General features: G+C 69.7%; 26 protein-coding genes. 15 read left to right on the forward strand and 11 right to left on the reverse strand.

Annotated features, from left to right (window positions below):
- The first annotated feature begins 141 nt into the window (after positions 1–141).
- Positions 142–270: a hypothetical protein gene (locus ACZ5CZ_RS32615; RefSeq protein WP_468947963.1), complete on the forward strand. Its 129-nt coding sequence runs from the start codon at positions 142–144 to the stop codon at positions 268–270.
- A gap of 209 nt (positions 271–479) precedes the next feature.
- Here the strand turns inward: ACZ5CZ_RS32615 and ACZ5CZ_RS32620 are convergent, their stop codons facing one another.
- The 5 genes from ACZ5CZ_RS32620 to ACZ5CZ_RS32640 all read right to left on the reverse strand — a co-directional run bounded on the left by ACZ5CZ_RS32620 (position 480) and on the right by ACZ5CZ_RS32640 (position 3,862).
- The gene (locus ACZ5CZ_RS32620; protein WP_468947965.1) at positions 480–782 is read right to left on the reverse strand and encodes a hypothetical protein; all 303 of its coding nucleotides are present in this window, start codon (positions 780–782) and stop codon (positions 480–482) included.
- Between the two features lie 195 nt (positions 783–977).
- Complete coding sequence (locus tag ACZ5CZ_RS32625; RefSeq protein ID WP_468947966.1) at positions 978–1,682, reverse strand: DUF4232 domain-containing protein; 705 nt, start codon at positions 1,680–1,682, stop codon at positions 978–980.
- Between the two features lie 982 nt (positions 1,683–2,664).
- A complete protein-coding gene (locus tag ACZ5CZ_RS32630; RefSeq protein WP_468947968.1) occupies positions 2,665–2,925 on the reverse strand; it encodes a hypothetical protein in 261 nt (86 codons plus the stop codon).
- Positions 2,922–3,416, reverse strand: coding sequence for a DUF3237 domain-containing protein (locus tag ACZ5CZ_RS32635; protein ID WP_468947970.1), 495 nt, complete (start codon positions 3,414–3,416; stop codon positions 2,922–2,924). The genes ACZ5CZ_RS32630 and ACZ5CZ_RS32635 overlap by 4 nt, the downstream gene beginning before the upstream one ends.
- Positions 3,413–3,862, reverse strand: a complete 450-nt coding sequence (locus ACZ5CZ_RS32640) for an ester cyclase (protein WP_230921778.1) — start codon at positions 3,860–3,862, stop codon at positions 3,413–3,415. Before ACZ5CZ_RS32640 ends, ACZ5CZ_RS32635 begins: the two co-directional genes overlap by 4 nt.
- A 57-nt stretch (positions 3,863–3,919) precedes the next feature.
- Here ACZ5CZ_RS32640 and ACZ5CZ_RS32645 point away from each other — a divergent pair, with 57 nt between their 5' ends.
- Positions 3,920–4,540, forward strand: coding sequence for a TetR family transcriptional regulator C-terminal domain-containing protein (locus ACZ5CZ_RS32645; protein WP_468947972.1), 621 nt, complete (start codon positions 3,920–3,922; stop codon positions 4,538–4,540).
- A 36-nt stretch (positions 4,541–4,576) separates the two neighbouring features.
- Here ACZ5CZ_RS32645 and ACZ5CZ_RS32650 read toward each other — a convergent pair whose 3' ends face one another.
- Both ACZ5CZ_RS32650 and ACZ5CZ_RS32655 read right to left on the reverse strand, forming a co-directional pair.
- Positions 4,577–4,786 carry a hypothetical protein gene (locus ACZ5CZ_RS32650; RefSeq protein ID WP_468947974.1) on the reverse strand — a complete coding sequence of 70 codons (210 nt, stop codon included), beginning with the start codon at positions 4,784–4,786 and terminating at the stop codon, positions 4,577–4,579.
- 284 nt (positions 4,787–5,070) lie between these two features.
- Positions 5,071–5,655, reverse strand: coding sequence for a CGNR zinc finger domain-containing protein (locus ACZ5CZ_RS32655; protein ID WP_468947976.1), 585 nt, complete (start codon positions 5,653–5,655; stop codon positions 5,071–5,073).
- Between the two features lie 165 nt (positions 5,656–5,820).
- On the opposite strand from ACZ5CZ_RS32655, the gene ACZ5CZ_RS32660 reads away from it, so the two are divergent.
- From ACZ5CZ_RS32660 to glgX, 9 genes are all read left to right on the forward strand, one after another.
- A complete protein-coding gene (locus tag ACZ5CZ_RS32660; protein WP_468947977.1) occupies positions 5,821–7,176 on the forward strand; it encodes an MFS transporter in 1,356 nt (451 codons plus the stop codon).
- Between the two features lie 52 nt (positions 7,177–7,228).
- On the forward strand, positions 7,229–8,350 hold the full coding sequence (locus tag ACZ5CZ_RS32665; RefSeq protein WP_468947979.1) for an epoxide hydrolase family protein: 1,122 nt from the start codon (positions 7,229–7,231) through the stop codon (positions 8,348–8,350).
- A gap of 593 nt (positions 8,351–8,943) precedes the next feature.
- Entirely contained in the window at positions 8,944–9,627 is a 684-nt protein-coding gene (locus tag ACZ5CZ_RS32670) for a GNAT family N-acetyltransferase (protein ID WP_468947980.1), read from the forward strand.
- Between the two features lie 195 nt (positions 9,628–9,822).
- The gene (locus ACZ5CZ_RS32675; protein WP_468947981.1) at positions 9,823–10,068 is read left to right on the forward strand and encodes a DUF5133 domain-containing protein; all 246 of its coding nucleotides are present in this window, start codon (positions 9,823–9,825) and stop codon (positions 10,066–10,068) included.
- A gap of 385 nt (positions 10,069–10,453) precedes the next feature.
- Positions 10,454–11,998 carry an MFS transporter gene (locus ACZ5CZ_RS32680; protein WP_468948142.1) on the forward strand — a complete coding sequence of 515 codons (1,545 nt, stop codon included), beginning with the start codon at positions 10,454–10,456 and terminating at the stop codon, positions 11,996–11,998.
- A gap of 271 nt (positions 11,999–12,269) precedes the next feature.
- Positions 12,270–14,024, forward strand: coding sequence for a bifunctional phosphatase PAP2/diacylglycerol kinase family protein (locus ACZ5CZ_RS32685; RefSeq protein ID WP_468947983.1), 1,755 nt, complete (start codon positions 12,270–12,272; stop codon positions 14,022–14,024).
- Complete coding sequence (locus tag ACZ5CZ_RS32690) at positions 14,025–14,978, forward strand: YihY/virulence factor BrkB family protein (protein ID WP_468947985.1); 954 nt, start codon at positions 14,025–14,027, stop codon at positions 14,976–14,978.
- Positions 14,979–15,761: a phosphatase PAP2 family protein gene (locus ACZ5CZ_RS32695; RefSeq protein ID WP_385845438.1), complete on the forward strand. Its 783-nt coding sequence runs from the start codon at positions 14,979–14,981 to the stop codon at positions 15,759–15,761.
- Positions 15,762–16,088: 327 nt separating this feature from the next.
- Entirely contained in the window at positions 16,089–18,182 is a 2,094-nt protein-coding gene (gene glgX / locus ACZ5CZ_RS32700; RefSeq protein WP_468947987.1) for a glycogen debranching protein GlgX, read from the forward strand.
- Positions 18,183–18,618: 436 nt separating this feature from the next.
- On the opposite strand, the gene ACZ5CZ_RS32705 is transcribed toward glgX, so the two are convergent.
- The 4 genes from ACZ5CZ_RS32705 to ACZ5CZ_RS32720 all read right to left on the reverse strand — a co-directional run bounded on the left by ACZ5CZ_RS32705 (position 18,619) and on the right by ACZ5CZ_RS32720 (position 20,954).
- Entirely contained in the window at positions 18,619–19,047 is a 429-nt protein-coding gene (locus ACZ5CZ_RS32705) for a MarR family winged helix-turn-helix transcriptional regulator (protein WP_468947989.1), read from the reverse strand.
- Positions 19,047–19,463, reverse strand: a complete 417-nt coding sequence (locus tag ACZ5CZ_RS32710) for an SRPBCC family protein (protein WP_468947991.1) — start codon at positions 19,461–19,463, stop codon at positions 19,047–19,049. The genes ACZ5CZ_RS32705 and ACZ5CZ_RS32710 overlap by 1 nt, the downstream gene beginning before the upstream one ends.
- A 224-nt stretch (positions 19,464–19,687) precedes the next feature.
- On the reverse strand, positions 19,688–20,617 hold the full coding sequence (locus ACZ5CZ_RS32715) for a YihY/virulence factor BrkB family protein (protein WP_468947993.1): 930 nt from the start codon (positions 20,615–20,617) through the stop codon (positions 19,688–19,690).
- Between the two features lie 151 nt (positions 20,618–20,768).
- Positions 20,769–20,954: a CsbD family protein gene (locus tag ACZ5CZ_RS32720; protein ID WP_468947994.1), complete on the reverse strand. Its 186-nt coding sequence runs from the start codon at positions 20,952–20,954 to the stop codon at positions 20,769–20,771.
- Positions 20,955–21,214: 260 nt separating this feature from the next.
- Here ACZ5CZ_RS32720 and ACZ5CZ_RS32725 point away from each other — a divergent pair, with 260 nt between their 5' ends.
- The 4 genes from ACZ5CZ_RS32725 to ACZ5CZ_RS32740 all read left to right on the forward strand — a co-directional run bounded on the left by ACZ5CZ_RS32725 (position 21,215) and on the right by ACZ5CZ_RS32740 (position 26,287).
- The gene (locus ACZ5CZ_RS32725) at positions 21,215–22,468 is read left to right on the forward strand and encodes an alpha/beta hydrolase family protein (protein WP_468947996.1); all 1,254 of its coding nucleotides are present in this window, start codon (positions 21,215–21,217) and stop codon (positions 22,466–22,468) included.
- Between the two features lie 9 nt (positions 22,469–22,477).
- Positions 22,478–23,722: a sensor histidine kinase gene (locus tag ACZ5CZ_RS32730; RefSeq protein WP_468947998.1), complete on the forward strand. Its 1,245-nt coding sequence runs from the start codon at positions 22,478–22,480 to the stop codon at positions 23,720–23,722.
- Positions 23,710–24,360, forward strand: coding sequence for a response regulator (locus ACZ5CZ_RS32735; protein WP_468947999.1), 651 nt, complete (start codon positions 23,710–23,712; stop codon positions 24,358–24,360). Before ACZ5CZ_RS32730 ends, ACZ5CZ_RS32735 begins: the two co-directional genes overlap by 13 nt.
- A 454-nt stretch (positions 24,361–24,814) precedes the next feature.
- A complete protein-coding gene (locus ACZ5CZ_RS32740) occupies positions 24,815–26,287 on the forward strand; it encodes an NUDIX hydrolase (RefSeq protein ID WP_468948001.1) in 1,473 nt (490 codons plus the stop codon).
- Positions 26,288–26,324 lie beyond the last annotated feature (37 nt).

Raw genomic sequence — 26,324 nt, forward strand, 5'->3', positions numbered from 1 at the left:
GGTGCCCGAAAGGATGTATCGGACATTTAGGACTACGGCCCCGGGTCGTAGGTGACCTGCGTCATGTGGGGTGCTTCACCGTCTCGCTCACGGCCCGCACGGAACCCGTCACCCTGCGGTCACCGTCTGGGACCCTCGAATGTGACCGCGGTCTCGAACGCGGCCCGCCGGGTGGCCCGGCGCAGCGCCCTCCCCCCACGGACCGAGCACCACGGTGAACACGACCGCGGCAAGGCCTGCACGACAGCCCTGCACCAACTGATCAAGTAGTCGGCCGCGGCCCAGCAGGCCCCCCTGCCCGGCCAGGGGGGATGAAGCCGTCGGTGCTGTCGTTGATGGCGACTGCGGACCATCAGCCCAGGTGCGCGGCCTGCTCCTCGTGACTCGCTCTGCTGCCACGGGGGAAGAGGCGGTTCTTCTTGGATTCGACGCCGCCGCAGCAGCGGCCGCGCTCCCGAAGGAGCACGGATCGCGCTTCGTCAGGTGTCCTGAGCGACTCGCGCACAGACACGTTCCGAGTGGCGGGCGCGGCGCCGTGCCCGCGGCTCCTCCAAGGTGCCTGTCGCCTCGACCACCAGACGGACGCAACACGAGAAGGCAGTGAGGAGTGCCGACGGCAGGAAAGCCCCGTCCCAGACGACGGTGCTCAGGACGAGGAGCGCCACCCCCCACACCGCAGCGGCGGCGGCTCCTGCCCGGCGGCGCATCGGAAACAGCAGCCATGGGACGACCGGAGCAACGAAGAACATGGCGAAACCTATGAGCAGTGCTGCGGCGGCCATGGTGGAAACCTCGCTCTTCTCTTACGCACGAAGGGGTCGGGCCCGCCCCGGTCGCGAGGGCCACCTTCATGTACGTCGCCGCACTGCGGCCACTGCGAACCCCACCGGCCGAAGTGCCGGAAGAAGTACACGAGCCGACCGGGTGCTGGATCCCCTCTATCGCCGACATGTGCGGTGGACGGGACGAAGCCGCTGCTACTTGGTCGTGTGCGTGGGGTAGACCTCGACGTCGGTGTAGGCGCCCTTGATCTGCCCCGCGCCCGCCGGCCACTTCAAGGTAACGGTGTGGGTCTCGTTCGGCGGCGTCACGAGGATGTCGGTCGGAGACGTGAGGCTCTTGCCGGTGGTGTCGATATCGTAGGCGAGGTCGAAGACAGCGGCGTCGCCGGGCTTCAGGATCGTGAGACGCGGCTGGGCGTGGCCGCGCTTGATGGGGCTCGAAGTGTGGTCGGCATCCTTGATGTCGACGCCCGCGAAGCCCGTCGCCGAGCAAGTGGTCGTCCCCCGGTTGGTCATGGTGATGTCGATCCTCCCGGAGGTCTTGTCGGGCGCGGCGTTCCTGGCAGCGATGGCCAGGTCTGCGGTCTTGCAGAAGGGGACTTTGCCGCCGGCCTCCTTCGCACCGCCCCCGGCGCCGGCCTCGGTGCCCTTGCCGGAGGCCGCCTGGCTGGAGCCGCCTTGTGCGTTGCTGGAGCCCGCCGTTGCCTTGCCAGCCGTCGAGCTGCCCGAGCCCGAACCGCCCTCGGCCTTCGAGTCGCTCTCCGACGACGAGGAGGCCGAGGAAGCCGAGGACCTCTTGGGCGACGAGTCCTTTCCGGAGCCGTCGCTGCCACAGGCGGTGAGCGAGAGGGCAGTGGCCACACCGATGGCGGCGAGAGCAGTGACGCGGGTGTACTTCACGGTGTTCCCCCAGGACTGGCACGGTTCATGCGGTCGAAGATATTTGTATCCCGCACCGAGTTACGAGCGGTCCACTGCGACGTCTTCGTTCTGTCACAGGCGTCGTGCACGGCGTCGCGGCGTCGGCGAGCTCCGGAACCCGGAAACCCTCACCGAATCCGAGCATCCCGAGCTCAAGGCCGTCCGGGCTCACTGCCCCGAACTCGACGCCCTGACCTGGCACGTCCGTTCCTTCGCGGCCATGGTCACCGGCCGCAAGGGCGAGCGCCTGAGGACTGGCTCCATGCCGTCCGTCAGGACGACCTACCCAGCCTCCACACGCTCGCCGCCGGCATCGACCGCGACCGCGACGCCGTCATCGCCGGACTCACGCTGCCCTGCAAGTCAGGCGTCGTCGAAGGTGATGTCAATCGGATCAAGATGCTCAAACGGCAGATGTTCGGCCGCGCGGGCTTTCCTCTGCTGCCGAAACGGGTTCTCCTCGCCTGACTTCCGGCGAGCTCATTCCGTACGTGTTCTACAGCGTGCGCCGGTAACGAACTTCGGTTACGGATACTCCGTCGTAGTCGTCAGCCTGGACAGCGCCGTCAGCCGCTGAAGCCGTCCGCATGAGCGTGCACGGCCTCGAGGAGCATACGGCCGATTCCGGACTCGACGAGTGAGGGCCAGCTGATGCGGCCGCCGGGACACCAGCTTCCGTCATAGCTCGTACAGTCAACATCTCGGCACCGTACGAGACTCGTGACCGCGACCGCCCGGCAATTACGACCGAGCAGCCGCAGCAAATACACAGAGTGGCCGCTGCACGGAAGCTGTGCCAGAACCCGAGTCGGGAGTGCTTCACCGCGCGGCGCAGCGCGCCCCGCCCACGAATCGAGCGCCACGGTCAGGACGGCCCTGCCAGGACCTGCGCGACAGGGCAGCACCAACTGATCCAGTAACCAGCAGCAGCCCAGCAGCCCCCCAGCTCGGCCGCCGCCTGCTATACGGACTGCCGTCCGCCCGGCCGGCACCAGGCCACCCCAGCAGGCAGGGAACCCACGCCGTCCCGCAGCACGCTGCCGGACGGCGAGCGGATCAGCAGCGCCCGCTGAGCCGCCCACCGAGGCTCCGCGCCGCTCCCGATCACCCCGGAGGCCTCCTCGTCGAGCCGACGGCGCCGGCCGCTGGCACGCAACTCGGCCAGCGTGGTTCGCTGCCGGCCGTTCCAGCCGACGTACTGCGCTCTGAAGAACCGGCTCATTCGACCTGGGCAACCTTGTAGGCGATCCCGCCTTCGATGAGGTAACCCACTCCGACGCAGACGATGTCGTTCAGCCATGCGTACTTCTGCGATCCGGTCTCGAAAAGCGGGTTGGTGCGGAAGTAGTACCGGGCCGGATCGATGTCGTACCTCTTGGCCGGATCGGCGATGTCGGCCCGCAATTCGGGCGGGGTGACCCAGCGGCCGCCGTAGCTCATGTACACCAGGGCGCCGTCGTGGGTGCGCAGGGTGAGGCGCACGTCCAGTGACAGCGTCCCGTCGGGGCGGAGCAGTGCCCAGTCGCCGCCGATCGGGAGCACGTCGCCGTGCAGGCGCGGTCCGTGGAAGGTGCCTCCCGTGTCGCCGAACAGGGTTCTGCGGCCGAGCGGGCCGGTGCCGAAGTCCAGTCGGGGGCTCAGGTCGATGACGAGGTCGAAGAGGTGGCACGTGGTGATCTCGCCGATGGTCTTCGTGCGGGGGTCGGGGGTCATGCGCTGCCTCCCAGCAGGGTGTGCCGGACCTGGTCGGTGGAGACGCCCGACTGGGCGCACAGCTCCGCGAGGTCGAGGAAGAACCGCTCGCCGGCGATCAGGCCGTCAGCGAAGGTGAACTGGAGGAACACCGGCAGTTCGGCGCGCCTGCCGTTGGGCGTCACGCCGAACCGGTCACCGGTCATGGTCATGCGTGCCGTGCCCCAGCAGGCCAGGGTGTCGTCGTTGCCGGCGTGCCCGTCGAGGGTGACCTCGTAGTCGGGAAAGGACGCGAAGAAGCGTGCCAGCGCCTTCTCGTTGTCGGGCAGGCCGCGGGCCTTGGTGCCGAAGGGTGGCGACTCCAGCAGTACGTCCTGGTGCAGGAGCCGGAGCGCCGCGGGCAGGTCCTGACGGCTCTTGGCGTGCGCCAACGCCTGGGCGAGCTCGAACATCTGATGGGTGTTCACGAAGAAAACGTACGGTCGTACGTACGTTTTTCGCAAGGGGGTGGCACAATGAGGCAGGTGAGCGAGGATGTGCAGGACGGGCGCCTGCTTCGAGGTCTGCGGTCGCGACGGACGATCGTGCGGCACGCCGTCGACACGGCGTCGTTGGAGGGGCTCGACGGGCTCAGCTTCGGTCGGCTCGCGACGGACCTGAACGTGGGCAAGAGCAGCGTCCAGACGCTCTTCTCCACGAAGGAGAAGCTCCAACTGGCCGTGATCGAGGCGGCACGCGAGGCCTTCGAGGAGGCCGTGATCCGCCCCGCGCTGACCCGACCCCAGGGCGCCGAGCGGCTGCGCGCCCTAGTCGAGCACTGGCTCGCCTACGCCGAGCAGCCGCTGTTCCCGGGCGGCTGCTTCTGGGCGGCGAACCTGCCCGAGTTCGACAGCCGGCCGGGCCCGGTGCGGGACATGCTGGCCGGCCAGCAACGGGCCTGGCGCGACCGCATCGCCGCCGAGCTGCGACACGCCATCGACGACGCGGGGACGAGTGCCGGCCTCGATGCCGACCTCACAGCGTTCCAGATCGACGCCGTCCTCACCGCCGCGAACACCGCGATGCGCCTGGGCGACGGCACTGCGGCCGCGAAGGTCCGCCGCGTCGTGGACAGCCTCCTCGCGCCGCTGACCGCGCCCGGCTGAGACTCGCGCCGCTGACCGCGCCCGGCCGAGAAGTGATCAATCATTCTTGAGATCGTCGGCGAGGCGGCGATGGCGAGCTGCTTCGGCCTCGATGGGACCGCCTGGTTCGATCTCCTCGCCGGCGAGGCGGGCGGCCACGAGCCGGATCATCACGTCCTTGCGCATCGCTTCGGCATGCGCGACGAACACCGCACTGTTGTGATCAACCCCTTCTTCGACCTCGCCGCCACCGCCATCACCCGTCATCACCGTCCGCCGACCACGGTGACGCGTACGTCGGCGGCCGCGGGAATCTCGGCCTGGAACAGGTGCGCGGTCACAGTCGGGGAGTGCTCGGCGGCGAACTTGGCCGCGGCTCGGAGTCGTTGGTCACGTCGGAACGGAGATCTTGCGGCCTTGGGCCTGCGTTGCGGCTTTCGCCGCGATGCAGATCGCATCGCGAGGAACGCCCTCGGAGGCACGAACAAGTTCGCCGAAGGCGGGATCGGACGAAACCCCGGCGCCGGCTTGGCGGGGTCAGGTGCCGGCGCTCAACGCGGGCTGCGCCGGCTCCGGTAGGCCGCGACGCTGGCCCGGTGTGCGCAGGTTCGGGTGCAGTACTGCTTCGAGCCGTTGCGCGAGAGGTCCACGAAAGTGGCCCGGCAGGTCGGCCCGGCACATACGCCGAGTCGATCGGGACCGAGTGTGGCGATCACAGAGGCAAGCGCGCTGAGCGTAGTTGCGGCAAGGTGCGCCGCGCAGTGGTCGGTGTCGGAGGTCACCTCGGTCCACCAGCGGTCGCCCTCGTGGCGCAGTACCGGGGTGGCGCGGCTGCGACGCAGACCAGCATTGATCAGAGCCGCAGCTTCGACCGCGTCCGTGTTGGCTCGTTCGAGCACCTGACGCACCGTCTCGCGCAACGCGCGGACTTCCGCCAGGTCGGAGTGGGTGAGATGCCGCGGACCGGTCCCTTGGTTCGCTGCCGAACTCAGCGGCTCGGCCGTGGGATGGGCGTCGAGGAAGTCCCGCAACTGCTCCACGGTCTCGAGCGCGTCCTCTCCCTTGACCGGCCTCAAGGTGTTGGCCAGGTCGACGGCCGTCTGGACCGCCCATGGACTGTGATACGCGTCCCGCATTTGACGTGTCTCCGCACTGCCTCGTAATGTTACACGCAAAGGAGCTTTAGCATGTCACAGCATACTCGGCAGGGGACGCCGCCGCAGACGATCCCGTCTGGAGGGGCCCCTGCACCGGAGCGATTCGACGCCCCGGACGGGCGTCGGCTGGGGCTGACTTTGGGGATGCTGGTGCTGCCGATGTACGTGGCACTGGGAGCGCCGTCGGTGGCCCTGCCGGCCATCGGCCGCGCACTCGCGGTGCCGTTCGGGGCCACCGCATGGATTCTCGCCGCCTGGTCCCTCACCTCCGCGCTCGCGATGCCGGTGGCGGGCCGGCTGATGGTCCGCTGGAGCCCCTTCCAGGTCCTCGTCGCCGGGGTGGTGACGCTCGCCGCGGGCTCCGCGCTCGCCGGAGCCGGGCCGACACTGTCCGTCGTGATCGTCGGCCGACTGATCGGCGGCGCCGGGGCGGGCGCGACCGTGATCGCCGTCTTTGCCGCGGCCACCGCCCTTCCCGGGCGGCAACGGATCCGCGCCCTGGGAATCATCGCGGCCGCCGGCGCGACGGCGTCGGGGTGCGGGACACTGTTGGGCGGAGCGGTGACCGCATGGCTCGGGTGGCGTGCCGTGCTCGCGATCCCGGCCCTCGCCCTACCCCTCCTGCCGGCCGCATTGCCGAGCAGGCGCGCGCTGGCGCGGAGCGGTAGCGGTAGCGGTAGCGGTAGCGGTAGCGGCGAGCGAAACGGCGCGACCGGGCGACTCGATGTCGTCGGCGCGGCCGTGCTGTCGGTACTCGCCGGCTCCTTGATCACGTTGCTGCAGGCACACTCGGTCGGCCTGCCCGCTCCGGTCACGCTCGTCGTGGCCGCCGCCGGGGTGCTCGCCGCCGTGGGACTGTGGTGGCGCGTGCGCAGCACGCCCGACGGGTTCGTGCCCCGACGGGTGATCGCATCCCGCGGCTTCCTGGCGGCCGGGCTCATCGGCGGGACCGTCTTCGCCGGCTACTACGGGGTGCTGTTCCGCGCCCCGTCCCTGATCGAGCAGGCCACGGGCGGCGGTCCCCTGGAAGCCGGCGTGCTCTTAATCCCGGCCGCCGCCTGCTCGGTGCTGGCCGGGCAGCTGGTCGGCACCTTGACCGACCGGTTCACCGGCTGGCAGGTGTCGGCCGGGCTTGCGGCACTCACCGTCATCGGCGTGCTCGTGGTCGCGGCCTTCACCGGGCCGATCCCGATCGTCCTCGGCACGGCCTTGGCCGTGTGCGGGTTCGCCGACGCCCAAGCCGTACTGGTGAGCCTCGCGCCGGACCTGGTCGCCGCGGACGACCGCGACACCGCACAGGGCCTGCTCAACTTCATGAACGCCCTGGGCGGCGGGATCGGTCCAGCCGCTGTCGCGGGTCTGTCCGGCATCGTGCCGGTGCCGGTGGCCCTCGCCGTGCTCTCGGCACTCCCCCTGTCCGGACTCGTCCTCAGCCTGACCCGGCGCCCCACCGCCGACCGCCGCCCCGCACCCGGTACGACGCGTGGGAGCCCGCGCTGACAGTCCACCTGCAACTGTTCCGGCAACGCCTCGACCAGCAAGGAGCCTTGCCATGCCCGCCGAGCCATTCGAGGTCAGCGTCACCGAAGCCGAGATCGCGGAACTGCGTGAACGACTGCGACGGACACGGTGGCCCGAGCGCGAGCCGGTGGACGACTGGTCACAGGGGCTGCCGCTGGCGTATGCACAGGAGCTGTGCCGCAGCTGGGCCGAGGACTACGACTTCGGGTTCGCCGAGCGGCTGAACGTTTTCCCGCAGTACCGCGACACCATCGACGGGCTGGGCATCCACTTCCTGCACGTCCGCTCGCCGGAGCCGGACGCCTTCCCGCTCGTGCTCACGCACGGGTGGCCGGGTTCGGTGCTCGAATTCCTGGAGGTCCTCGGCCCGCTGACCGACCCCCGCGCGCACGGCGGTGACCCGGCGGACGCGTTCCACGTGGTCGCGCCGTCGTTGCCCGGGTACGGCTGGAGTGACAAGCCGTCGACGACCGGGTGGGGCATCACTCGCATCGCGCGCGCCTGGGACACGTTGATGGTCTCGCTGGGTTACGAACGGTACGGCGCGCAGGGCGGTGACTGGGGTTCGGCGGTGTCCGGGGCGCTGGGCGAGGTGGCGCCCGAGCGGGTCGCCGGCGTCCACCTGAACCTGGGATCCGTGGCGGCGGGCACGTTCGACGACCCGACGCCCGCGGAGCTGGCGAATCTCGAGGCCGAGAAGGAGATGCAGCGCACCGGCCGGGGATACTCGGCGATCCAGGCGACCCGGCCGCAGACGCTCGGCTACGGCCTCACCGATTCCCCGGCCGGGCAGGCAGCCTGGATCGCCGAGATGTTCTGGGCGTGGACGGACAACGACGGCCATCCCGAGGACGCGTTGTCGCGGCAGACGATCCTCGACGAGATCTCGGTCTATTGGTTCACCGCGTCGGCCACGTCGTCGGCGCGCCTGTACTGGGAGAGCTTCGCCAACTTCCGGGACAAGGTGACCGCGCCATCCGGACTGTCGGTCTACCCGCGCGACATAACCCGCCCGTCGAGGCGGGAGGCCGAGCTGCGGTTCACCGACCTGCGCTGGTTCGAGGAGCTGCCGCACGGCGGCCACTTCGCCGCGCTGGAGCAGCCGGAGTCGCTGGTCAAGCAGGTGCGCGGATTCTTCCGTCTGTTCCGCTGACCGTCCGTCCCCCCTGGGAAGCCCGCGCCCGGGAGCTGCTCCTGTCCGTCCCCCGGCTCAACGGCAACACGACGACCGCGCACCGCGTTCCCCTGAATGACCGTGAAGCCCCAGCCGGTAGCCCGTGCCGCACCCGGAGCGGGAGATGCGCGACGAAGTACCCCACACCGCCCGCTTCACCCTCGTCCCCGCACTCCGCGAAGAACTCGCCAACCACCCCCTGACTGTAAGCACACCCGCTCCGAGTGCCGCCGAAAACACAGCCTGACGGATGGGGCTGCTCCAAGAGCCCGCGGATCGCGTGCGGCCGACAGGGGACCCAGCCCGGCGCCTGCCGTCGCAACGCGTCCAGCGCCGGCTGCCGAGTTCACTGGAGGGCACTACCCGCTGTTCACGACGGCACGTTCCCCGGCGCCCTTGCCCCCTGGTGTCGCTCGTCCTCACGGCCTTCGTCGTCGGCTGAAGGACGCCTGTGTCGGGCCGGGAGCCTGTGGTTCGGGCACATGGGAAGGGAGGGCGGCATCCCCCGGCGGTGGCCGGCCGGGGAGGGCTATTCGCCTGTCCACCTGTTGCCGTCATGCTCTAATCACCGGATGACGAAGATCGACTCAGAGCTGATACGACGCTGGGTGAACGGCTGGACCGTGGCCCGCTCCCTGCCCGAGGCCGAGCCGGTCGGGCCCGCCGGGGACGGCCTGCGGTCCGAGTGCGATCAACCCGGCCGCGAGGCCGAGGTCTTCGCACTCCGCGCGGACGAAAACCCTGAGTCCCTGGCACGGCTGGCAGCAGCCGTCGCCACCGCGAGCAAGACCACCTGGCTCACGGTACCCACGCTGCGCCCGGGCGCCGTCGAAGCCGCAGTCGGCACCGCCGGACTGGAGTTGCTGCACCGGTCGGAGTGGTTCATGACGACCGGTCTGGCCGAGCACCCGCAGCACGCGCCCGTCGCGCCGTACGAGCGCGAGGTCCGCGTGCAGGGACCAGTTACGGTCGTGACCCTCCACGACTCCTCCGGAGCGGTGGCGGCGCGCGGCACCATCGCCGTGGTCGGCGCCGATGCGATCGCCGATCGCATCGAGACGGACGCGGCGCACCGGCGACGAGGCCTGGGCCGCGCCATGATGAGCGCTCTGGCGGAAGCCGCCGTGGCCCAGGGCGCCCGTACCGGTCTGCTCATCGCCAGTGAGGAAGGCCAGCGCCTGTACTCCGCCCTCGGCTGGCGCCGCGAAGCCGACGTCCTGATCGCCCGGGGGCCGGTGGTGCCCTCCGACCGGTAGGAATGGCCACGCCGGCCGCCCTGTCCTTGTGCAGGGCACGTCGCGGCGGGCGATGCTTACGGTGCGTCTGCGGGGGCACACGAGTCACCGGAGAGAGGTGTGCTCCAATTCGGCTGGGGGTGCCACCTGTCGGGTGAGCGCTCACGGATATAGCGGGCCCTGGAAGTGGCCTGCCTGACGAGGGAGGGCGTCGCGGTGTTGCTGCCGGCGGAGAAGGAACTGCGTGCGGTATTGGCTCGATTCGCGGCGGCCCGCCTCAACCATGAACGGCAGCCCACCGGCTCCATGAGCCGGGAACTGGAAGATGCCTCCTACACCTTGTGCGTCATCACCGGCACCCGGTCCGTGGACCAGGCGCTCTTGGCGGCCGACGCCCTCCTGCAACAGCTGCGAGTGAACCGCTCTACGACCGCCACAACGCCCCAGGTCTTGGCCGCCTGACGCCACCCCCGGGGGTGCCCCGGCCGTCGACGCGCACAGGGGCTCCGGCCGGGATGAGACCGGCTTCGTGGACTTGGCCGAACTCGCCGGCGCCCACGGAGTCGAGGAGCTGAAACATCTCGCCGGCTGAACCACCGCCGCTATGCCGACACCGTGCGGATCCCGCTGCCGTCGTCGCCGCCCGGAGGAATGAAGGCGGCCTCGCGGGCGGCCGGGTCGCGGTGGTGCCCGAGGTACGCGCGGTCACCGTTGACACGTGTGTGACTTCGATCTTCTCGGGCAGCAGATCCTGTGCGGGGTGTTCACATTCGCCCCAGAGATCGCTTCAGCAAAACGTGTGGTCGTGGAAGAGGGTGGCAAGGTGGCCGAGACCGTACCCGACACAATGGGCGAAGCCGGGCCGGCAAGGTTGCAGAAGCCGGTGGAGTTGCCCGGGCAGGTCCGCGACGAGCTCGTGCACCGACTCCGACGGAACAAGCGGGCTTTCCACGCCGATGACGTGCAGGTCGTCGAGCCGGCACTGCTGCGGCGGGCGGTCGGCGCGTCGGCGCTCGGCAACTGCATGGAGTGGTTCGATTTCGGCGTCTACAGCTATCTGGCCGCGGTCATCGGCAAGGTCTTCTTCCCCGGCGCGTCCCCCAGCGCCCAGGTGATCTCGTCGTTCGCCACCTTCGCGGCGGCCTTCGTGGTCCGCCCGCTCGGGGGGCTTGTCTTCGGGCCACTCGGCGACCGCGTCGGCCGGCAGAAGGTGCTGGCCACCACCATGATCATGATGGCCGTGGGCACGTTCGCCATCGGTCTCATCCCCAGCTACGCGACGATCGGCATCGCCGCCCCGATCCTGCTCCTGCTGGCCCGAATGGTGCAGGGATTCTCCACCGGTGGGGAATACGGCGGGGCCACCACGTTCGTCGCCGAGTACTCACCGGACCGGCGCCGCGGCTTCCTCTCCAGCTGGCTCGACTTCGGCACCTTCGTCGGCTACGCACTCGGCTCCGCGCTCGTCACCACCCTGCATCTGCTGCTTACCGACCACCAGATGCTCACGTGGGGATGGCGTCTGCCGTTCCTGATCGCCGGGCCGCTCGGTGTGATCGGCCTGTACATGCGGCTCAAGCTGGAAGAATCGCCGGCGTTCCAGCAGCAACTGGACGGACACAAAAAGACCGTCGCCCAGCAGTCCGCGGGCAGCGAGTTCAGGACCATCGTCACGCGGCACTGGCGCCCACTGCTCGTCTGCATGGGTCTGGTGCTGCTCTACAACGTCACCAACTACATGGTCACCGGGTTCTTGCCGACGTACCAGACGGAGACCCTCCGCCGGTCCAGTGGCTCGGCCGACCTCCTCGTGCTGATCGGCATGGTGTGGATCGCTCTGCTGATCACCTTCGTCGGACGGCTCAGTGACCGGGTCGGACGGCGGCCCGTCTACGGGATCTCGTCGGCTGCCATGATCGTGCTCGCCGTACCGTCCTTCCAGCTGGTCAAGGCACACGGCATCTGGCTGCCGGTCCTCGGCGTACTGATCCTCTCCTCGTTGTTGGCCTGCTTCGCCGCACCGAGCGCGGCCACGCTGCCGGCGCTGTTCCCCACGGCCGTTCGCTATGCCGCGATGGGCATCGGTTTCAACATCGCGGTCGCGGCTTTCGGCGGTACCACGCCGCTGGTGACCGAAGCGCTGATCAGCGCCTCGGGGGACGACCTCATGCCCGCCTACTACCTCATACTGGCCGGTGTGATCGGCCTGGTCACCGTACGGTTTCTGCCGGAGACCGCACAGGTGCCGCTCAACGGGTCGCGGCCCATGGTCGGTTCGGGCAAGGAGCAACGCGAGCTGATCAGCGTGTCCAAGGTGCTGTACCGGGCGGCTGCGCCGCTTCCGGGGAACGGCGGACGCCCGACGTCGTCCACGCACTCGTCGCCGTCCTGATGGCGCACGTCGTGGGGGTGTGAGGGCGTCAGGGCGGGCGCATCGACTCGATCTGAACGATCTCGAGTCAGATCTGGTTCCGCACGGTGTCGTGGAGAGTGGCGGTCACCGGCACGTTCGGCGCCCCAGGCGCCGCCGCGCCGGCCAACGCCCGTCCCCCTTCGCGAACTTCAGCGCGCCTGCCTGCTTCCGAGCAGAGCGGGCATACGGCGGTGAGCCAGAGGACGACCTCCGGCGGAAGATTCCGCGAGATGTTGATCAGGGGGTACGGATGCCGACCGCTGTATCGGGGACACCTGCCGAGTTACCCGGAGAAAGACCTGAGCACCACCCCTGCGTCGCCAGGAGCGGCCACTCCGCAGTGCCGCACGGAATCGGCTGGTCCGCTGCATGGATCGGCGCACTGACCGCCTGTCAGGCGGCGTTGATGGTGGGCATCGGCCTGCTCATCACCGGACCCGCCCACGGTCTATGGCCTCTGACGGTCGAGGACAAGGTCAATGAGGCATTCGAACGGATGCGCACAGGCTCTTTCACCGCGCTGTCCTCGGTCGCGTCGAAGGCCGGCAACACCCCGACGGTGATCGCCGTGACTCTGTTGAGCTGCCTGGGCCTGATCCTGATCCCCAGGCTGCCGATGTGGCGGCAGACAGCCTTCCTCGCTGTCGCCGTGTCGTTGCAGTCGCTGGTCTTCCTGGTCATCACGGTGGCGGTCGACCGTCACCGTCCGGACGTGCACCGTCTCGACGGTTCGTTGCCCACCTCCAGTTACACCTCCGGTCACACGGGTGCGGCCACGGCGCTCTATGGCGGCCTGGCGGTGCTGGTGCTGTCCCGGTTGCACGGTCCTTGGCGGAGAGTCGTGGCCGGCCTGCTGTTCCTCATCCCCGTCGCGGTGGGCCTCGCCCGGCTGTACCGGGGCATGCACCACCCCACCGATGTCGTGGGCGGGCTCGTGAACGGCGGCCTGTCCCTGCTGATCGTCGGACGCGCCCTGCTCACGGACGGACTCGTCACTGCTCCGCCCGCCGCCTCCCCGCTCCCCGCCGTCTCCGACCGCGCGGGGCGGCCGCCCGGTCACGCCGCCGTGATCTTCAATCCCACCGTCACCGACCGGACCGCCCGTGACGCCCTGAGCCGGGTCCTGGAACGACACGGCTATGACGCACCGGTATTCATGGAGACCTCCGCCGACGACCCAGGGGGCGGCCAGACGGCCGACGCTGTCCGCCGAGGTGCCGTGCTCGTGGTGGTCTGCGGCGGCGACGGCACATTTCGGGCTGCTGCCGACGCCCTGGCGGGCAGCGAGGTCCCTGTCGTCCTGGTGCCCTGCGGGACCGGCAACCTCCTCGCCCGCAACCTCGGCCTGCCGCTGTCCCCCGCCGACGCCCTCGATGCCGCGCTGCCCGGTACGACGCGCCGCGTCGACCTCGGCCGCATCGAGGGCGACGGCCTGGCCGCCACCCACTTCGCCGCCATGTGCGGGGCCGGCCTCGACGCCGCGATGCTGGAGCGCGCCAATCACAGCACCCGCACCAAATCCGTGCTGGGCTGGCCCGCCTACGCCGTGGCGGTTCTCCGCGTGCTGCGCACCCCTCGGATGGGGGTGAGCATCCGCCTCGACGACGCGCCGGCCCTGCGCCGTACGGCTCGTATGGTGCTTCTCGGCAATATCAGCGCCGTACAGGGCGGTATGACGCTGCTGCCGGGTGCCCGCCCCGACGACGGACGGCTCAACCTGCTGATCCTGGACCCTCGAGGGGCGAGCGGCTGGATGCGCGCCATATGGACGCTGGTGCGAGGCAGAACCGTGGAACCACCGTCAGCCGCGGCCACGGTTCCCGCTCAGAACGGCCGCACGGACGGCGCATCCGTGGAGTTCTTCGCCTTCCGGCGTGCCGAGATCACCTTCGACGACGCTCAGCCCCGCGAACTCGACGGCGATCCCATCGCATGCGGCCGCCGCCTGACCGCAGAGGTCAGGCCGGGCGCCCTGACCATGCTGCTGCCGACGCGGGGGGAATGAATGGGTACCGCCACCAAGGTCCCGGAGACACGGGACATGAGCGGAGAAGAACTGTCCGCCGACGAGGCCTGGGCCGCACTGCGCCGTTACGGCGGCTGGTCGCTGTTGCGCGATGCCTTCCTACGCTTCCGCTACGCCGACGGCTTCACTCACGCCCGGGCTCTCGCCCTACAGACGGTACTCGCGGTGATCCCCCTGGTCATCGCCTTCGTCGGTCTGTCCACCACTCTCCACACCGAGAAGGCCGGCATGCTCGCCGAACTGACGATCCACCGAATGGCACAGGGTCCCAGCGCCGGCGTCGTCGACAACGCGCTCGACGGCAGTCGCCGCACGCCGGGCGCCGGCGCAGAGGTCGCCCTCTGGTTCGGCGCCGCGTTCTCCCTGGTCAACGTCACCACCGCCATGGCCCAGATCGAACGTGGCGCCAACCGGATCTACGGCAACGAACGCGATCGCGTCTTCCACCACAAGTACCTGCGCGGTCTGGTCATGTCCGTCAGCGCCGGTCTTCCGCTCGGCCTCGGGTTCGTCGCCCTGGTCGCCGGTGACGACCTGGCCTCGGCGGCGGTCACGGTCTACCACCTCGGCGGCAGCGCCCAGAAGGCCTGGGACATCCTGCGCTGGCCGTTCGGACTGCTGCTGGCGTTGATCTCCGCGAGCGCCGTCTTCCGCCGCTCCCCACGCCGCAGGCAGCCCGGCTACACCTGGCTCGCCTTCGGTGCGGCCGTGTACCTGGTGCTGTGGATGACACTGACCTGGCTGTTGAGCCTCTACCTCAACCTCAGCGGCTCCTTCGACACCGTCTACGGCCCACTGAGCGCCTTCATGTCGCTGCTGCTGTGGGCCTACCTGACCTCGATCGCCCTGTTCCTCGGACTGTCCTTCGCCGCCCAGCTGGAAGCGGCACGCGGTCGTCGTCCCGGCCCCGTCCAAGAAGATCCAGGAGTCTGAATGGGCACGCTGACCGCCCTACGGCAGCTCAGTGAACGTCGCCGACAGGCCGACCGTAGGTTCGGCGCACGGCTGCTGGCCTCCACAGCCGTCGCCGCTGCGGCCGCGGTTCCCTTCGCATTGATCCTCGTACTGGTCGAGGCGCAGTGGACACCCTTGCGGCGCATCGACATCGGCGCCGCACAACGCCTGCACGACATCGCCGTCCGCCACCCGTCCTGGACCGCCGTCCTGCACCTGCTGTCCGACCGGGTCTGGGACCCCGTCACTCTCCGCCTGGCCGTCGCGGCCCTGACCGCCTGGCTGCTGCACCGCAGGGCGTGGCGCCTGGCCGCCTGGGCGGCGGCGACCGCCGTGGCCGGCGGCCTGATCGGCGTGCTGGTCAAGGCGGTGGTGGAACGTGCCCGCCCGGCTCTGCGGGACCCGGTGGCGCACGCTCCGGGCTACTCCTTCCCCTCCGGCCACGCCCTGACGGCCACGACCTCCTTCGCCATCTTCATCCTGGTGCTCCTGCCCCTGGTACCGAAGGTCTGGCGGACTGCCTGCCGGGGCGTCGCCGTGTTCAGCGTGCTCGGCGTCGGCTTCACCAGAGTCGCCCTCGGTGTGCACTGGTTCAGCGACGTGCTGGGCGGCTGGCTTCTCGGCCTGGCCGTCGTCGCCGTCACCACCTGGGCCTTCGAAGCGTGGCGTATCGAGGCCGGTCTGGGGCACATCCCGGTGAGCGAGGGCCTGGAACCCGAACTCACAGAAGCCACGCCTGAGCCGGGTCGGTCACGCTGGTAGGACTCGGGCGGTCCGGATGCGCCGGTGCGGGGAAGACGTACTCGTCCAGCAGGACGCCGCTGGCAACGCAGCCGGTACGGCGACCAGAGCACCGATGATGCCCCGCACAGCACCGCCGACGAGCCCCGGGTACCTCGTGCCGCGCCATTCGCTGCCCGCGTAGCCGCTCTGATCACCCTCGGCCGTACAGGGCGCCATGCGCATGCTTACCGGGGAGGAGGGCAAAAGGGAACGCACGAGGCGGGGCTGCTCACCATCCGTGTTGGGGAGGGGCGTGACGTGCGTATCTGGCAGGAAAGCATCGAGGTAGGCCCGCGACCGGGACAGATGTCGCCCTTGGGCGCGACCTTCGACGGTGCCGGGACGAACTTCGCCGTGTTCTCCGAAGTAGCGGAGCGCGTGGAGCTGTGCCTCTTCGACGAGGACGGCGCCGAGGAGCGCATCGCGCTGAAGGAAGTGGACGGCTTCGTCCACCACGTCTACTTGCCGGACGTCGGCCCGGGCCGGCGCTACGGGTTCCGCGTCCACGGCCCGTACCGGCCCGAGTGGGGTCAGCGCTGCAACCCGAGCAAGCTGCTGCTGGACCCTTACGCCAGAGCGATCGAGGGCGGGGTCGAGTGGAACGAGGCGCTGTTCCCCTACCACTTCGACGATCCCGGCCGACGCAACAACCTCGACTCGGCGCCGTACGCGCCGAAGTCGGTGGTGGTGAACCCCTTCTTCGACTGGGGCAACGACCACCCACCGCACACCCCGTATCACGAGACCGTCATCTACGAGGCCCATGTGAAGGGCATGACGCGGACGCACCCGGCGATACCGGAGGCGATGCGCGGCACGTACGCCGCACTGGCGCACCCGGCCATGCTCGACTACTTCGTCAAGCTGGGTGTCACCGCGGTGGAGTTGATGCCGGTCCACCAGTTCGTCCAGGACCACGCACTGGTGGAGCGGGGACTGTCCAACTACTGGGGGTACAACACCATCGGCTTCTTCGCCCCGCACAACGCCTACTGCTCGTCCGGGCAGCGGGGCGAACAGGTGCAGGAGTTCCGCTCGATGGTCAAGGCCCTGCACGAAGCGGGGATCGAAGTCATCCTCGACGTCGTCTACAACCACACGGCCGAGGGCAACCACCTCGGGCCCGTTCTGTCCCTGCGGGGACTGGACAACGCGGCGTACTACCGCCTGTCCCCGGAGGATCCCCGCTTCTACTGGGACACCACCGGTACGGGCAACAGCCTGCGGATGAACCACCCGCACACCCTGCAACTGATCATGGATTCGCTTCGCTACTGGGTGACCGAGATGCACGTCGACGGCTTCCGCTTCGACCTGGCCGCCACCCTGGCCCGCCAGTTCCACGAGGTGGACCGGCTGTCGTCGTTCTTCGACCTCGTCCAGCAGGACCCGGTCATCTCCCGGGTGAAGCTCATCGCCGAGCCCTGGGACGTCGGCGACGGCGGCTATCAGGTCGGGAACTTCCCGCCGCTGTGGACCGAGTGGAACGGCAAGTACCGCGACACCGTACGCGACTTCTGGCGCGGCGAGGGCGGCACGCTCGGTGAATTCGCCTCCCGTCTCACCGGCTCCTCCGACCTGTATCAGAACGACGGCCGCCGGCCCTACGCCTCGGTCAACTTCGTCACCGCGCACGACGGCTTCACCCTGCGCGACCTCGTCTCGTACAACGGCAAGCACAACGAGGCCAACGGCGAGGGCAACCGCGACGGCGAGGACCACAACCGCTCGTGGAACTGCGGCACGGAAGGCCTCACCCACGATCGCGGCATTCTCGCCCTCCGCGCCCGCCAGCAGCGCAACCTCCTCGCCACCCTGCTGCTCTCCCAGGGCGTCCCCATGCTGCTGCACGGGGACGAACTCGGCCGCACCCAGCGCGGCAACAACAACGCCTACTGCCAGGACAACGAACTGACCTGGATCGACTGGGCACAGGTCACCGAAGGCAGCGAGCTGCTCGACTTCACCCGCAAACTGATCTCCCTGCGCCGCGAGCACCCGGTCTTCCGACGGCGACGGTTCTTCAGGGGACGGGCGGCCCAGCCATCCGGCGAGGCGGTGCAGGACATCACCTGGTTCACCCCTGCCGGGCGGGAGATGACCGACACCGACTGGGACACCGGCTTCGCCAGGTCCCTGATGGTCCATCTCAACGGCAGTGCCATCACGGAACCGGACCTGCGGGGCCTGCGGGTGGAGGACGACTCGTTCCTCCTCCTCTTCAACGCCCACAGCCAGGCTCTAGGCTTCACCGTTCCCGAGGAGCTCGATCCGTGGTGGGCAGTGGAGGTGGACACCGCCCTCCCGTACACCGAGTTCCGGCCACTGATCAAGGGCGGCAGCGAGGTAGAGGTCGAGGGCCGGTCCATGCTCGTCCTCCGAGCTCACCAGGAGGGTTGATCTCGACTCACGTGGACCCGCCAGGTTCATGAAGGGGCCGAGGCCGGTCTTGGGTTCGCAGCGGCCGAAGACCTTCGCGCGGTGGACGTCGTAGGCGGCCTGGTAGGCCAGCGCGCCGCTGCGGCCGTACTCGTGGTCGACGCGCATCGCCCGGGCCTGGCCCGGGGCCAGGGTCGGGTGGTAGCGGCAGCGGGCTTGGGTGGAGGTCCTTTCGTCGCTGGAGGTGACGTACTCGTCCTCGCCCAGGGGGTTCGCCGCCGAAGGTGCGGGCGTACAGGTCCAGCACGCGGGGTGCCCGCTGCCGGGCCTGATGCGGCGTCTTGTGACCATAAGCCGCCTTCTTTAGCCGTTCCTTTTGGGGCAGTGGGGCTGGCCTGTAGATGCCACCGACCGGTGGGTTCGGGGTCGGTGGCCTGCGGTGGTCGGTGAGGGCGTTTCAGGTTTCGGGATGGGCCAGACGGCCGAGCAGGGCTACCGCGTCGTCGACGGACACCGGTTGGAAGAACCGCGCGTCGGCGCTCTCAACAGCGGCGATCGCGCGTGGCGCCAGGTCGGCGCCGGTGTCGGTGACGCGCAGTCGTTTGGCGCGGGTGTCGGCCGGGTCGACTTCACGCTCGATGAGTCCTTTGTTTTCCAGGGTGCGTAGTACCTGGGAGGTCATCTTGACGTCGGTGCCGGCTTGGCGGGCGAGGGCCAGCTGGTTGGGATGCTCGCCCTGGGTGTTGAGCCACCAGGTGCAGGAGAGCAGCACGAACTGCACGTGCGTGAGATCGAACGGGGCCAGAGCTGCGGCGATGTCGCGCTGCCAGCGCAGGGTGGCGTGCCACAGCAGGAATCCGGGGCTGTCGCCGGGGCTGAGGGGCATCAGCGCAGCGCCAGCTCGGCCAGCGAGGCCATTGTCTCGGGCCAGTCGGCGGTGATGCCCGGGCCGATCTGCGGGCCGACCTCGTCGGCGCCGGTGCCGGTGATCTCCATCTGGTACGCCACGCGGATCCGGTCCTGGTCGATCCGGTCGATCCGGTGCATGGTGCGCAGCAGCAGGCCGTTGAAGCGCGCCTCGTCGACGAAGAGTTCGTCCTCGACCGCCTCGGCGATGCGCAGCAGTACCGGGTCGTCCCCGGGCGGCGTCATCGTGATCTGCGTGCCCGCCGCGAACGGGCCATCCATCTCGATCTTCTCGATCTCGGCGTTCCAGGTGCCCCAGTTCTCGACGTCGGCCCAGAGCCGCCAGATCGCCTCGGGGGTGGCGCTGGTCTCGATGCTGTGCTCGTACTCCCACATGGGTGGTCTCCTCGGCTAGATGATCTATCTGTAGATTATCTGCGCAGAGACTATCTGTCCAATGATGTACGGCGGAAGTGACCGTGGGGAACTCAGCAGCTCAGACCAGAGCCGGTCCCCTTCGCAGATCACTCCAGGGCCCAGGCAGCTGCCTGGGCCCTTCGCCGTACCGGCGCCCATGTCTGGTGGACCGCTGGGGACCACCGCCATTGGGGACAAGCCGCTCAGGCGCCGTGGTCGTCCTGAAGGAGACGGTCAGCCGGGAGGCTGTGGGTCGGCGACGCCGAGGCAGTGATCGCTTTCGACCGATGCAGGGTGGGTTTCGTCAGCTCCACGTTGAACTGCGCGCCGATCAGGAGGGCCAGGTTGGACAGCCACAGCCAGATGAGGAAGACCACCACGCCGGCCAGTGAGCCGTACAGACGGTGGTAGGTGCTCACGTGCGAGGCATAGAGGGTGAAGCCGAGGGACACGGTCAGCAGAAGCACGATCGCCAGACCACCACCCGGCGCCATTTTCCGCACCGGCCGCGAAGAAGCAGGACCCGACCGATAGAGCACCAGGACCAGGGCAACCGCCACCGCGGCCAAAACGGGCCAGCGCAGCGCGTCCCACGCGGTCTGAGGCACGGTGCCCAGATTGAACGCCCGGCCCAGGCGCCTGGCCAGGGTCCCGCTCACCAACAGCGCGAGAGTCGTGGTCAGCAGCAGGCTGATCAGTACGATCGCGGTGACGACGATGCGGGGAGCGGTGCGCCACACCGGCCGGTGCGCGTCGACGTGGTGGATCGCGTGCAGGGCCCTGCGGAAGACACTCAGATAGCTGCATCCCGACCACAACGCCCCCACGGCACCGAAGAAGACCAGCACCCATGCGGCGGACGACTGTTGGGCCATCTGCACAAGAGCGCTGCGCAGCAGCCCGCGGGATGTGGCCGGGACGGCCTGCGTCACCCGGTCGATCACCTTGGGGGTCGCCGTGGGCATGGCCAGTCCCAGAACCGAGAGGATCACCAGCAAGACGGGGAACAGCGCGAGGACGGCGTAGTAGGTCAGAGCGGCGGCCCAGTCGGTGACGTCGTCGTTCCAGACGGCCAGCGGTGTGCGGCACAGTGCCGCCCACCACCCCTGCTTTCGACCGTCAGCATCATCCATGATGGCCTACTTCCCACAGGAATGACCAGGCACTCTCACAGCCGCCGCGCCGTTCCGCTGCCGCGCGACCGCGCTGTCGAACCGTGGGCTGCGCGCGGAAGGCGGGCCGCAGCCGGATGAGGCCCTGGCCCGCCTTCGTCAGGAATGCGACTCAGTCCCTGAAGAGGTCCTTCGCCGCATCCTTGGCCTTCTCGCCGGCCTGTTTGACGTCGCCTTCGACCTGGTCGGCCTTGCCTTCCGCTTCCAGGCGCTCGTTGCCGACCGCCTTGCCGACCGCTTCCTTCGCCTTGCCCTTGATCTTGTCGCTGGCGTTGCCGGCCTTGTCCGCAGTGCTCATCGAAACCGTCCTCCTCAGCCCGCGCTCGTCGCGGTCCCTGCCCCTCTACCCCCGCCGCCTCAGGTGATGTCCGCTCCGCGCCCGGACCACCCATGCGGCCCCCACCGACGACACGCCGGTGGCAGAGGCGCTCCCTGCCGCGGCCCGATGCTGTCCGCTGACAGGCCAAGATCAAGATCTACAGCTGGTACTAGGTTCACCATGAGATCGGGTACAGGCTTCATGGCACTGCCCTTCCGCGGAGCCCTAGCGTCGATCCCATGAAACGCAATCGCCGTATCAGCGCCGTCGCGGTGCTGGCGCTCGCCGCCCTCGTCACCGGAACCGGCGCCGGGTTCGCCGCCACGACCACGCCGTCGGCCACACCGCTGGCGACACACGCGTTGGACACCGCACTGGCCACAGCTACGGCAACCGCGCCCCGGCGGTCCTTCCACGGCACGCTCCCCGCGCCGACCGGCCCCTACGCCGCCGGCGAGGACGTCATCCACCTCACCGACGCCAGCCGTCCCGACCCGTGGGTGCCGTCATCCGGCCCCCGCCAACTGACCGTCACGATGGTCTACCCGGCCGTCCCCGGGACCGGGACTCCGGCCCCTTATATGACCCTCGCCGAGGCGGCCGGACACATCCAGCACGGGAAGATACCGGCGAGCTCCGGCATCACCCCAGAGAACCTTTCCAGCGTCACCACTCACGCCTTCGACGGTGGGCGGCCGCAGAGGGGCAAGTACCCGCTGGTGGTCCTCTCACCAGGGTTCGGGGACCCGCGCATGGTGCTCACCTCGCTCGCGACCGACCTGGCCAGTCACGGCTACGTCGTCGCGCTCGTCGGCCACACCCACGAGGACAGCGGCGAGACGCTGGCGAACGGCCAGACGCCGCCGTGCGCCATCTGCGACGACCCGAACCTCAACATGGACACGGTCACCGCCGGCCGCGCGCTGGACGTGTCCTTCGTGATCGACCAGTTGACACATGGCAATACCGCGTGGCCCCTGGCACACCTCATCGGCAAGCACGAGATCGGCATGGCCGGACACTCCATCGGCGGAGCGGCGGCCGCCACCACGATGATCGCCGACCCGCGAGTACGGGCCGGGGTGAACATGGACGGCACGTTCAGTCCGGCCCCGATGCCCGGCCAGCTCAACCGGCCGTTCCTCATGCTGGGTGCGGCCGCCTACCACTCGGCCGGCGGTGGCGACAACTGGGGGCAGGCCTGGCCTGCCCTCGGCGGCTACAAGAAGTGGCTGGCGGTCACCGGCGCCAACCACCCCAGCTTCACCGACGTGGACCTGCTCGAGGAGCAGGCCGGGTTCCCGGCGCCGCCCCTCGACCCCGAACGTGGAATCGTGATCACACGTGAGTACGTGACGGCGTTCTTCGACCGGACGCTGAAGGGGATCCACAGTCCGCTGCTGGACGGCCCCTCGCCGAACGATCCGGAAGTACTCTTCCAGCCGGGGAGTTACACCAACGACCGTACAGTCTCTCCTCCTGCGGTGCCCTAGCGTCGTGCCATGACGATTCCAACTGGGCCGAGACGCACGGTCCTCCGGGCGCAGCGGGACACCGGCTTTCTTGCCGCTGGCGTGCTGCCGCATCTGGCGCTGGTGCCCGTGTGGTCCTGGGCGGCGACGACTACCGCCAGGACGGGAAACTGGCTCCTTACGGTTTCCCTGTCGGCCGCCCTGGTCCTGCTCGGCACCCCGGCGCTGACGGCCGCTCAGCGGGCTCGCTACCGGGTGCTCATCGGTGTGGACGTCCCCCGGCTCACCCCCACCACGCCGGAACATTGGACGTGGGCCTCGACCGCCCGGTGGCTCGCGGCGACGCGGCCCTGGCGCACGATCGGCTACCACCTCCTGCTGGGCCCGCTGCTCGCGCTGCTCGAGCTGCTGGTGCTCGCGGTGGCAGCGGCGGGCCTGGCGAGCGTCATCGCCTACGCCTGGGCATGGGCGCTGCCCACCGGAATCCGCCAGGACTGGTTCGGCAACCTGACCCAGCTGCCGGCTTGCACAGCGGCTGGACTCCTCATCCTGTGCGCCCTGCCGTGGACCACGCGGGCAGTGTCCCGCGCCGAGGCGCGGCTGGCGTTGGGTCTGCTCGGGCCCAGCCGGGCGCAGCGGCTCCAGGCGCGGGTCGATCAGCTGGCCGTGAGCCGGACCGACTTGATCGAGGCTGTCGACGCGGAGCGCCGCCGGATCGAGCGCGACCTGCACGACGGCACCCAGCAGCGGTTGGTGTCTCTCGCGGTCAACCTGGGTCTGGCCCTTGCCACCCGCCCGGACCTGCCGAGCGATGCCCGCGAGGAGATCGCGAGAGCACACCGGGAGGCGAAGGAGGCGATATCCGAACTCAATGACCTGGTGCGGGGGCTGCACCCGGCCGTGCTCGAAGACCGAGGTCTGGACGCGGCCTTGTCCGGGTTGGCCGCTCGCACGCCCCTGCCGGTGCGGCTACGGGTCAATCTGGAGGAGCGGGTGGCGCCCAACGTGGAGTCAGTCGCGTACTTCGTGATCTCTGAGGCGCTGACCAATGCGACGAAGCACGCCGACGCGAAGCGTGCAGAAGTGATAGTCCGTCAGGTCGGCGAGGTGCTGCGCGTGCGCGTCACCGACGACGGGCTGGGCGGTGCCGACGCCGCCGGCGCGGGGCTGACCGGGCTGGCCAAGCGGGTCGGCTCCCTCGACGGGACCTTCCACATCAGCAGCCCCGTTGGGGGGCCCACCACCATCACCGCGGAGCTGCCGTGCGCGCGGTGATCGCCGAGGATTCGGTGTTGTTGCGGGTCGGCCTGATCAGGGTGCTGGAGATGGGCGGGTTCCAGGTCGCCGCGGAAGTCGGCGACGCAGAGGGGCTGTTGGCGGCAGTGGCGGAGCACCGGCCCGAGCTTGCCCTGATCGACGTCCGGATGCCTCCCGGCTTCACCGACGAGGGGGTGCGGGCGGCGATGGAGATCCGTCGGCGCTGGCCGGGGACGCCGGTGGTGCTGCTTTCGCAGTACGTGGAGGAGCGGTACGCGGCTGACCTGCTGTCTGCGAACACCAGCGGTGTGGGCTACCTGCTCAAGCAGCGGGTCGCCGATGTCGCCGACTTCGTGGCGGCGGTCCGGCGCGTGGCGGACGGGGGCACGGCCCTGGACCCGCAGGTCGTCGCCCAGTTGCTGCTGCGGCGCGACAGCGACCCGCTCGTGCGGCTGACCCCCCGCGAACGGGAGGTGCTCGGCCTGATGGCCGAGGGGCGCTCCAATGCCGGCATCGCGCAGGCGCTGGTGGTCAGCGAGAGCGCCGTGGCGAAGCACATCAACAGCATCTTCGCCAAGCTTGACCTGCCCGTGGTCGAGGCGGACCACCGCCGCGTCCTGGCCGTACTGCGGTTCCTCGGAGCGTCCCGCGCCTGACCTTCCCGTCCGTCATCACCAGCTCCTGGCCAGCCGCCCCCCTGCCGTTCGCCACGGTCACGGGCCTCACGTCGCCCTCAACCTCAGCTCCGGAAGCGGACCGAGCATCGGCGTTTCGGCCAACTCGCCTGCACGCGCGTTCTCTTGCTTGGCAAGGGTCGGTGCACTGCACACCTTCCCACACCCGCGGAATACCACTGCGCGAAAGCCGTCCGAAAGAACACGTGCTCGAAGCCAGGGCTGCCTCGTTGAGCACGCTGACGCCACCACCACATCTCCGGGAGGGAACACATTGACGTACGTCGAACCGGGCAGCGACACGACCGCGGCGTCGCTGAAGGCCGCCGCGGCGGCCCCGGCCGGGATCCCGGACGCTGACCGCGAGACGGCGAGCTGACCCCGCCAAGGCGTCCTCCACAGCCCACGCCCCTACGTCGAAGGTGAGACGACACTCGTGCCTCCCAGCTCCTCCTCGATCCGTAAGACCGTCGAGGCGTACCTTGGCCGCCACCCTGACGAGCGTGATGCCCTGACCGGGCTGCTCACCGCCCTGGACCGGCCCGTCGACGTGACCGCCCGCACGACGCTGCCCGGCCATATCACGTGCAGTGCCGTCGTCGTGGACCGCCGGTGCCGGGTCCTGCACATCCGGCACCGGGCCACCGGCGGCCTGATGCTCACCCCCGGCGGTCACGTCGGGCCCGAGGACCGCACGCTGCTCGCCGCGGCGCTGCGCGAGGTGGCGGAGGAGGCAGGGATCGCACCGGGGGCCTTGTGCCTGACCCGGCAGACGCTCGGCTCACCGGTCGACATCGACGTCCACGACATCGACGCCAGCCCTTCGAAGGGCGAACCGGCCCACCGGCACTACGACTTCCGCTACGTGTTCTACCTCGCCGCCGACGAGCCGCCGGCGATCACCCTCCAGAACGAGGAGGTGTCCGGCTCACGGTGGCTCGCCATGCCGGAGGTCACCTCGCTCACGTTGCGCACGAAGCTCCTGCGCGCCCAGTTGGACGGCCGGCCGGAGCCGGTGAACGCGTCCGCACTGATCCACGACGGGCAGGGCCGGTACCTCCTCCATCTGCGCGATCACAAGCCTGGAATCTGGCAGCCGGGGGCGTTCGACCTGCTCGGCGGCGGCCGCACGCACGACGACCCGGGCCTTGAGGGCACCTTGCTGCGGGAGCTGTCCGAGGAGGTCCCCGACCTCCGCCTGGAGGAGCTGGAGCCGTACGCCGTGGAGACGGCGACCAGTGTCGACGGGCTCAGCGTCCCGATCCAGGTGTTCACGGGCCGGTGGCGCGGCAACCCTGATCGCCTCCGACTGCGCGAGGGCGTGCTGCTGCGGTGGTTCACCACCGACGCACTGGACCGGCTCCGCCTGAGTGCGGGGACGCGCGACCTCATCCGCCGGCACGCGGCCGAGAACCCTCCGAGCGGCACGCCCGGCGCCGCCCCTGTGCTGGGGGACGCGGGCGGCCGGCCCGTGCTCAACGGCATCGGCGTCCACCTCCACCTCCACCTGGAGGACGACGCCGGGCGGGTGCTCCTGGGCCTGCGCCACCCCAATTCGCGTTTCGCGGGGAACACGTGGCACTACCTGGCCGGCAAGTGCGAACAGGAGTCCGCGGTCGCGTGCCTGGTGCGGGAGGCACGGGAGGAGGCCGGGCTGGTCATCGACCCCGCGGACGTGGATCTCGCGCACCTCGTGCACGTCGTCGACACCTCGGGCGGACCGCCGTTGATGCACCTTGTGTTCCGCGCGCGCCGCTGGGAAGGGGAGCCGAGGGTCCTGGAGACCGACAAGTGCCTGGCCTGGCGGTGGTGGCCGCCGCACGAGCTGCCGGAGCGGCTCGTCTCCTACACCCGGACGGCCCTGGCCGGCATCGTCGAAGGCCGCGTCTACTCCCAGATGGGCTGGTGAACGGCGTGCGCACACCCGCCGGGAGCGGGCCCGAGCC

This window comes from Streptomyces sp. NPDC031418, assembly GCF_055581605.1.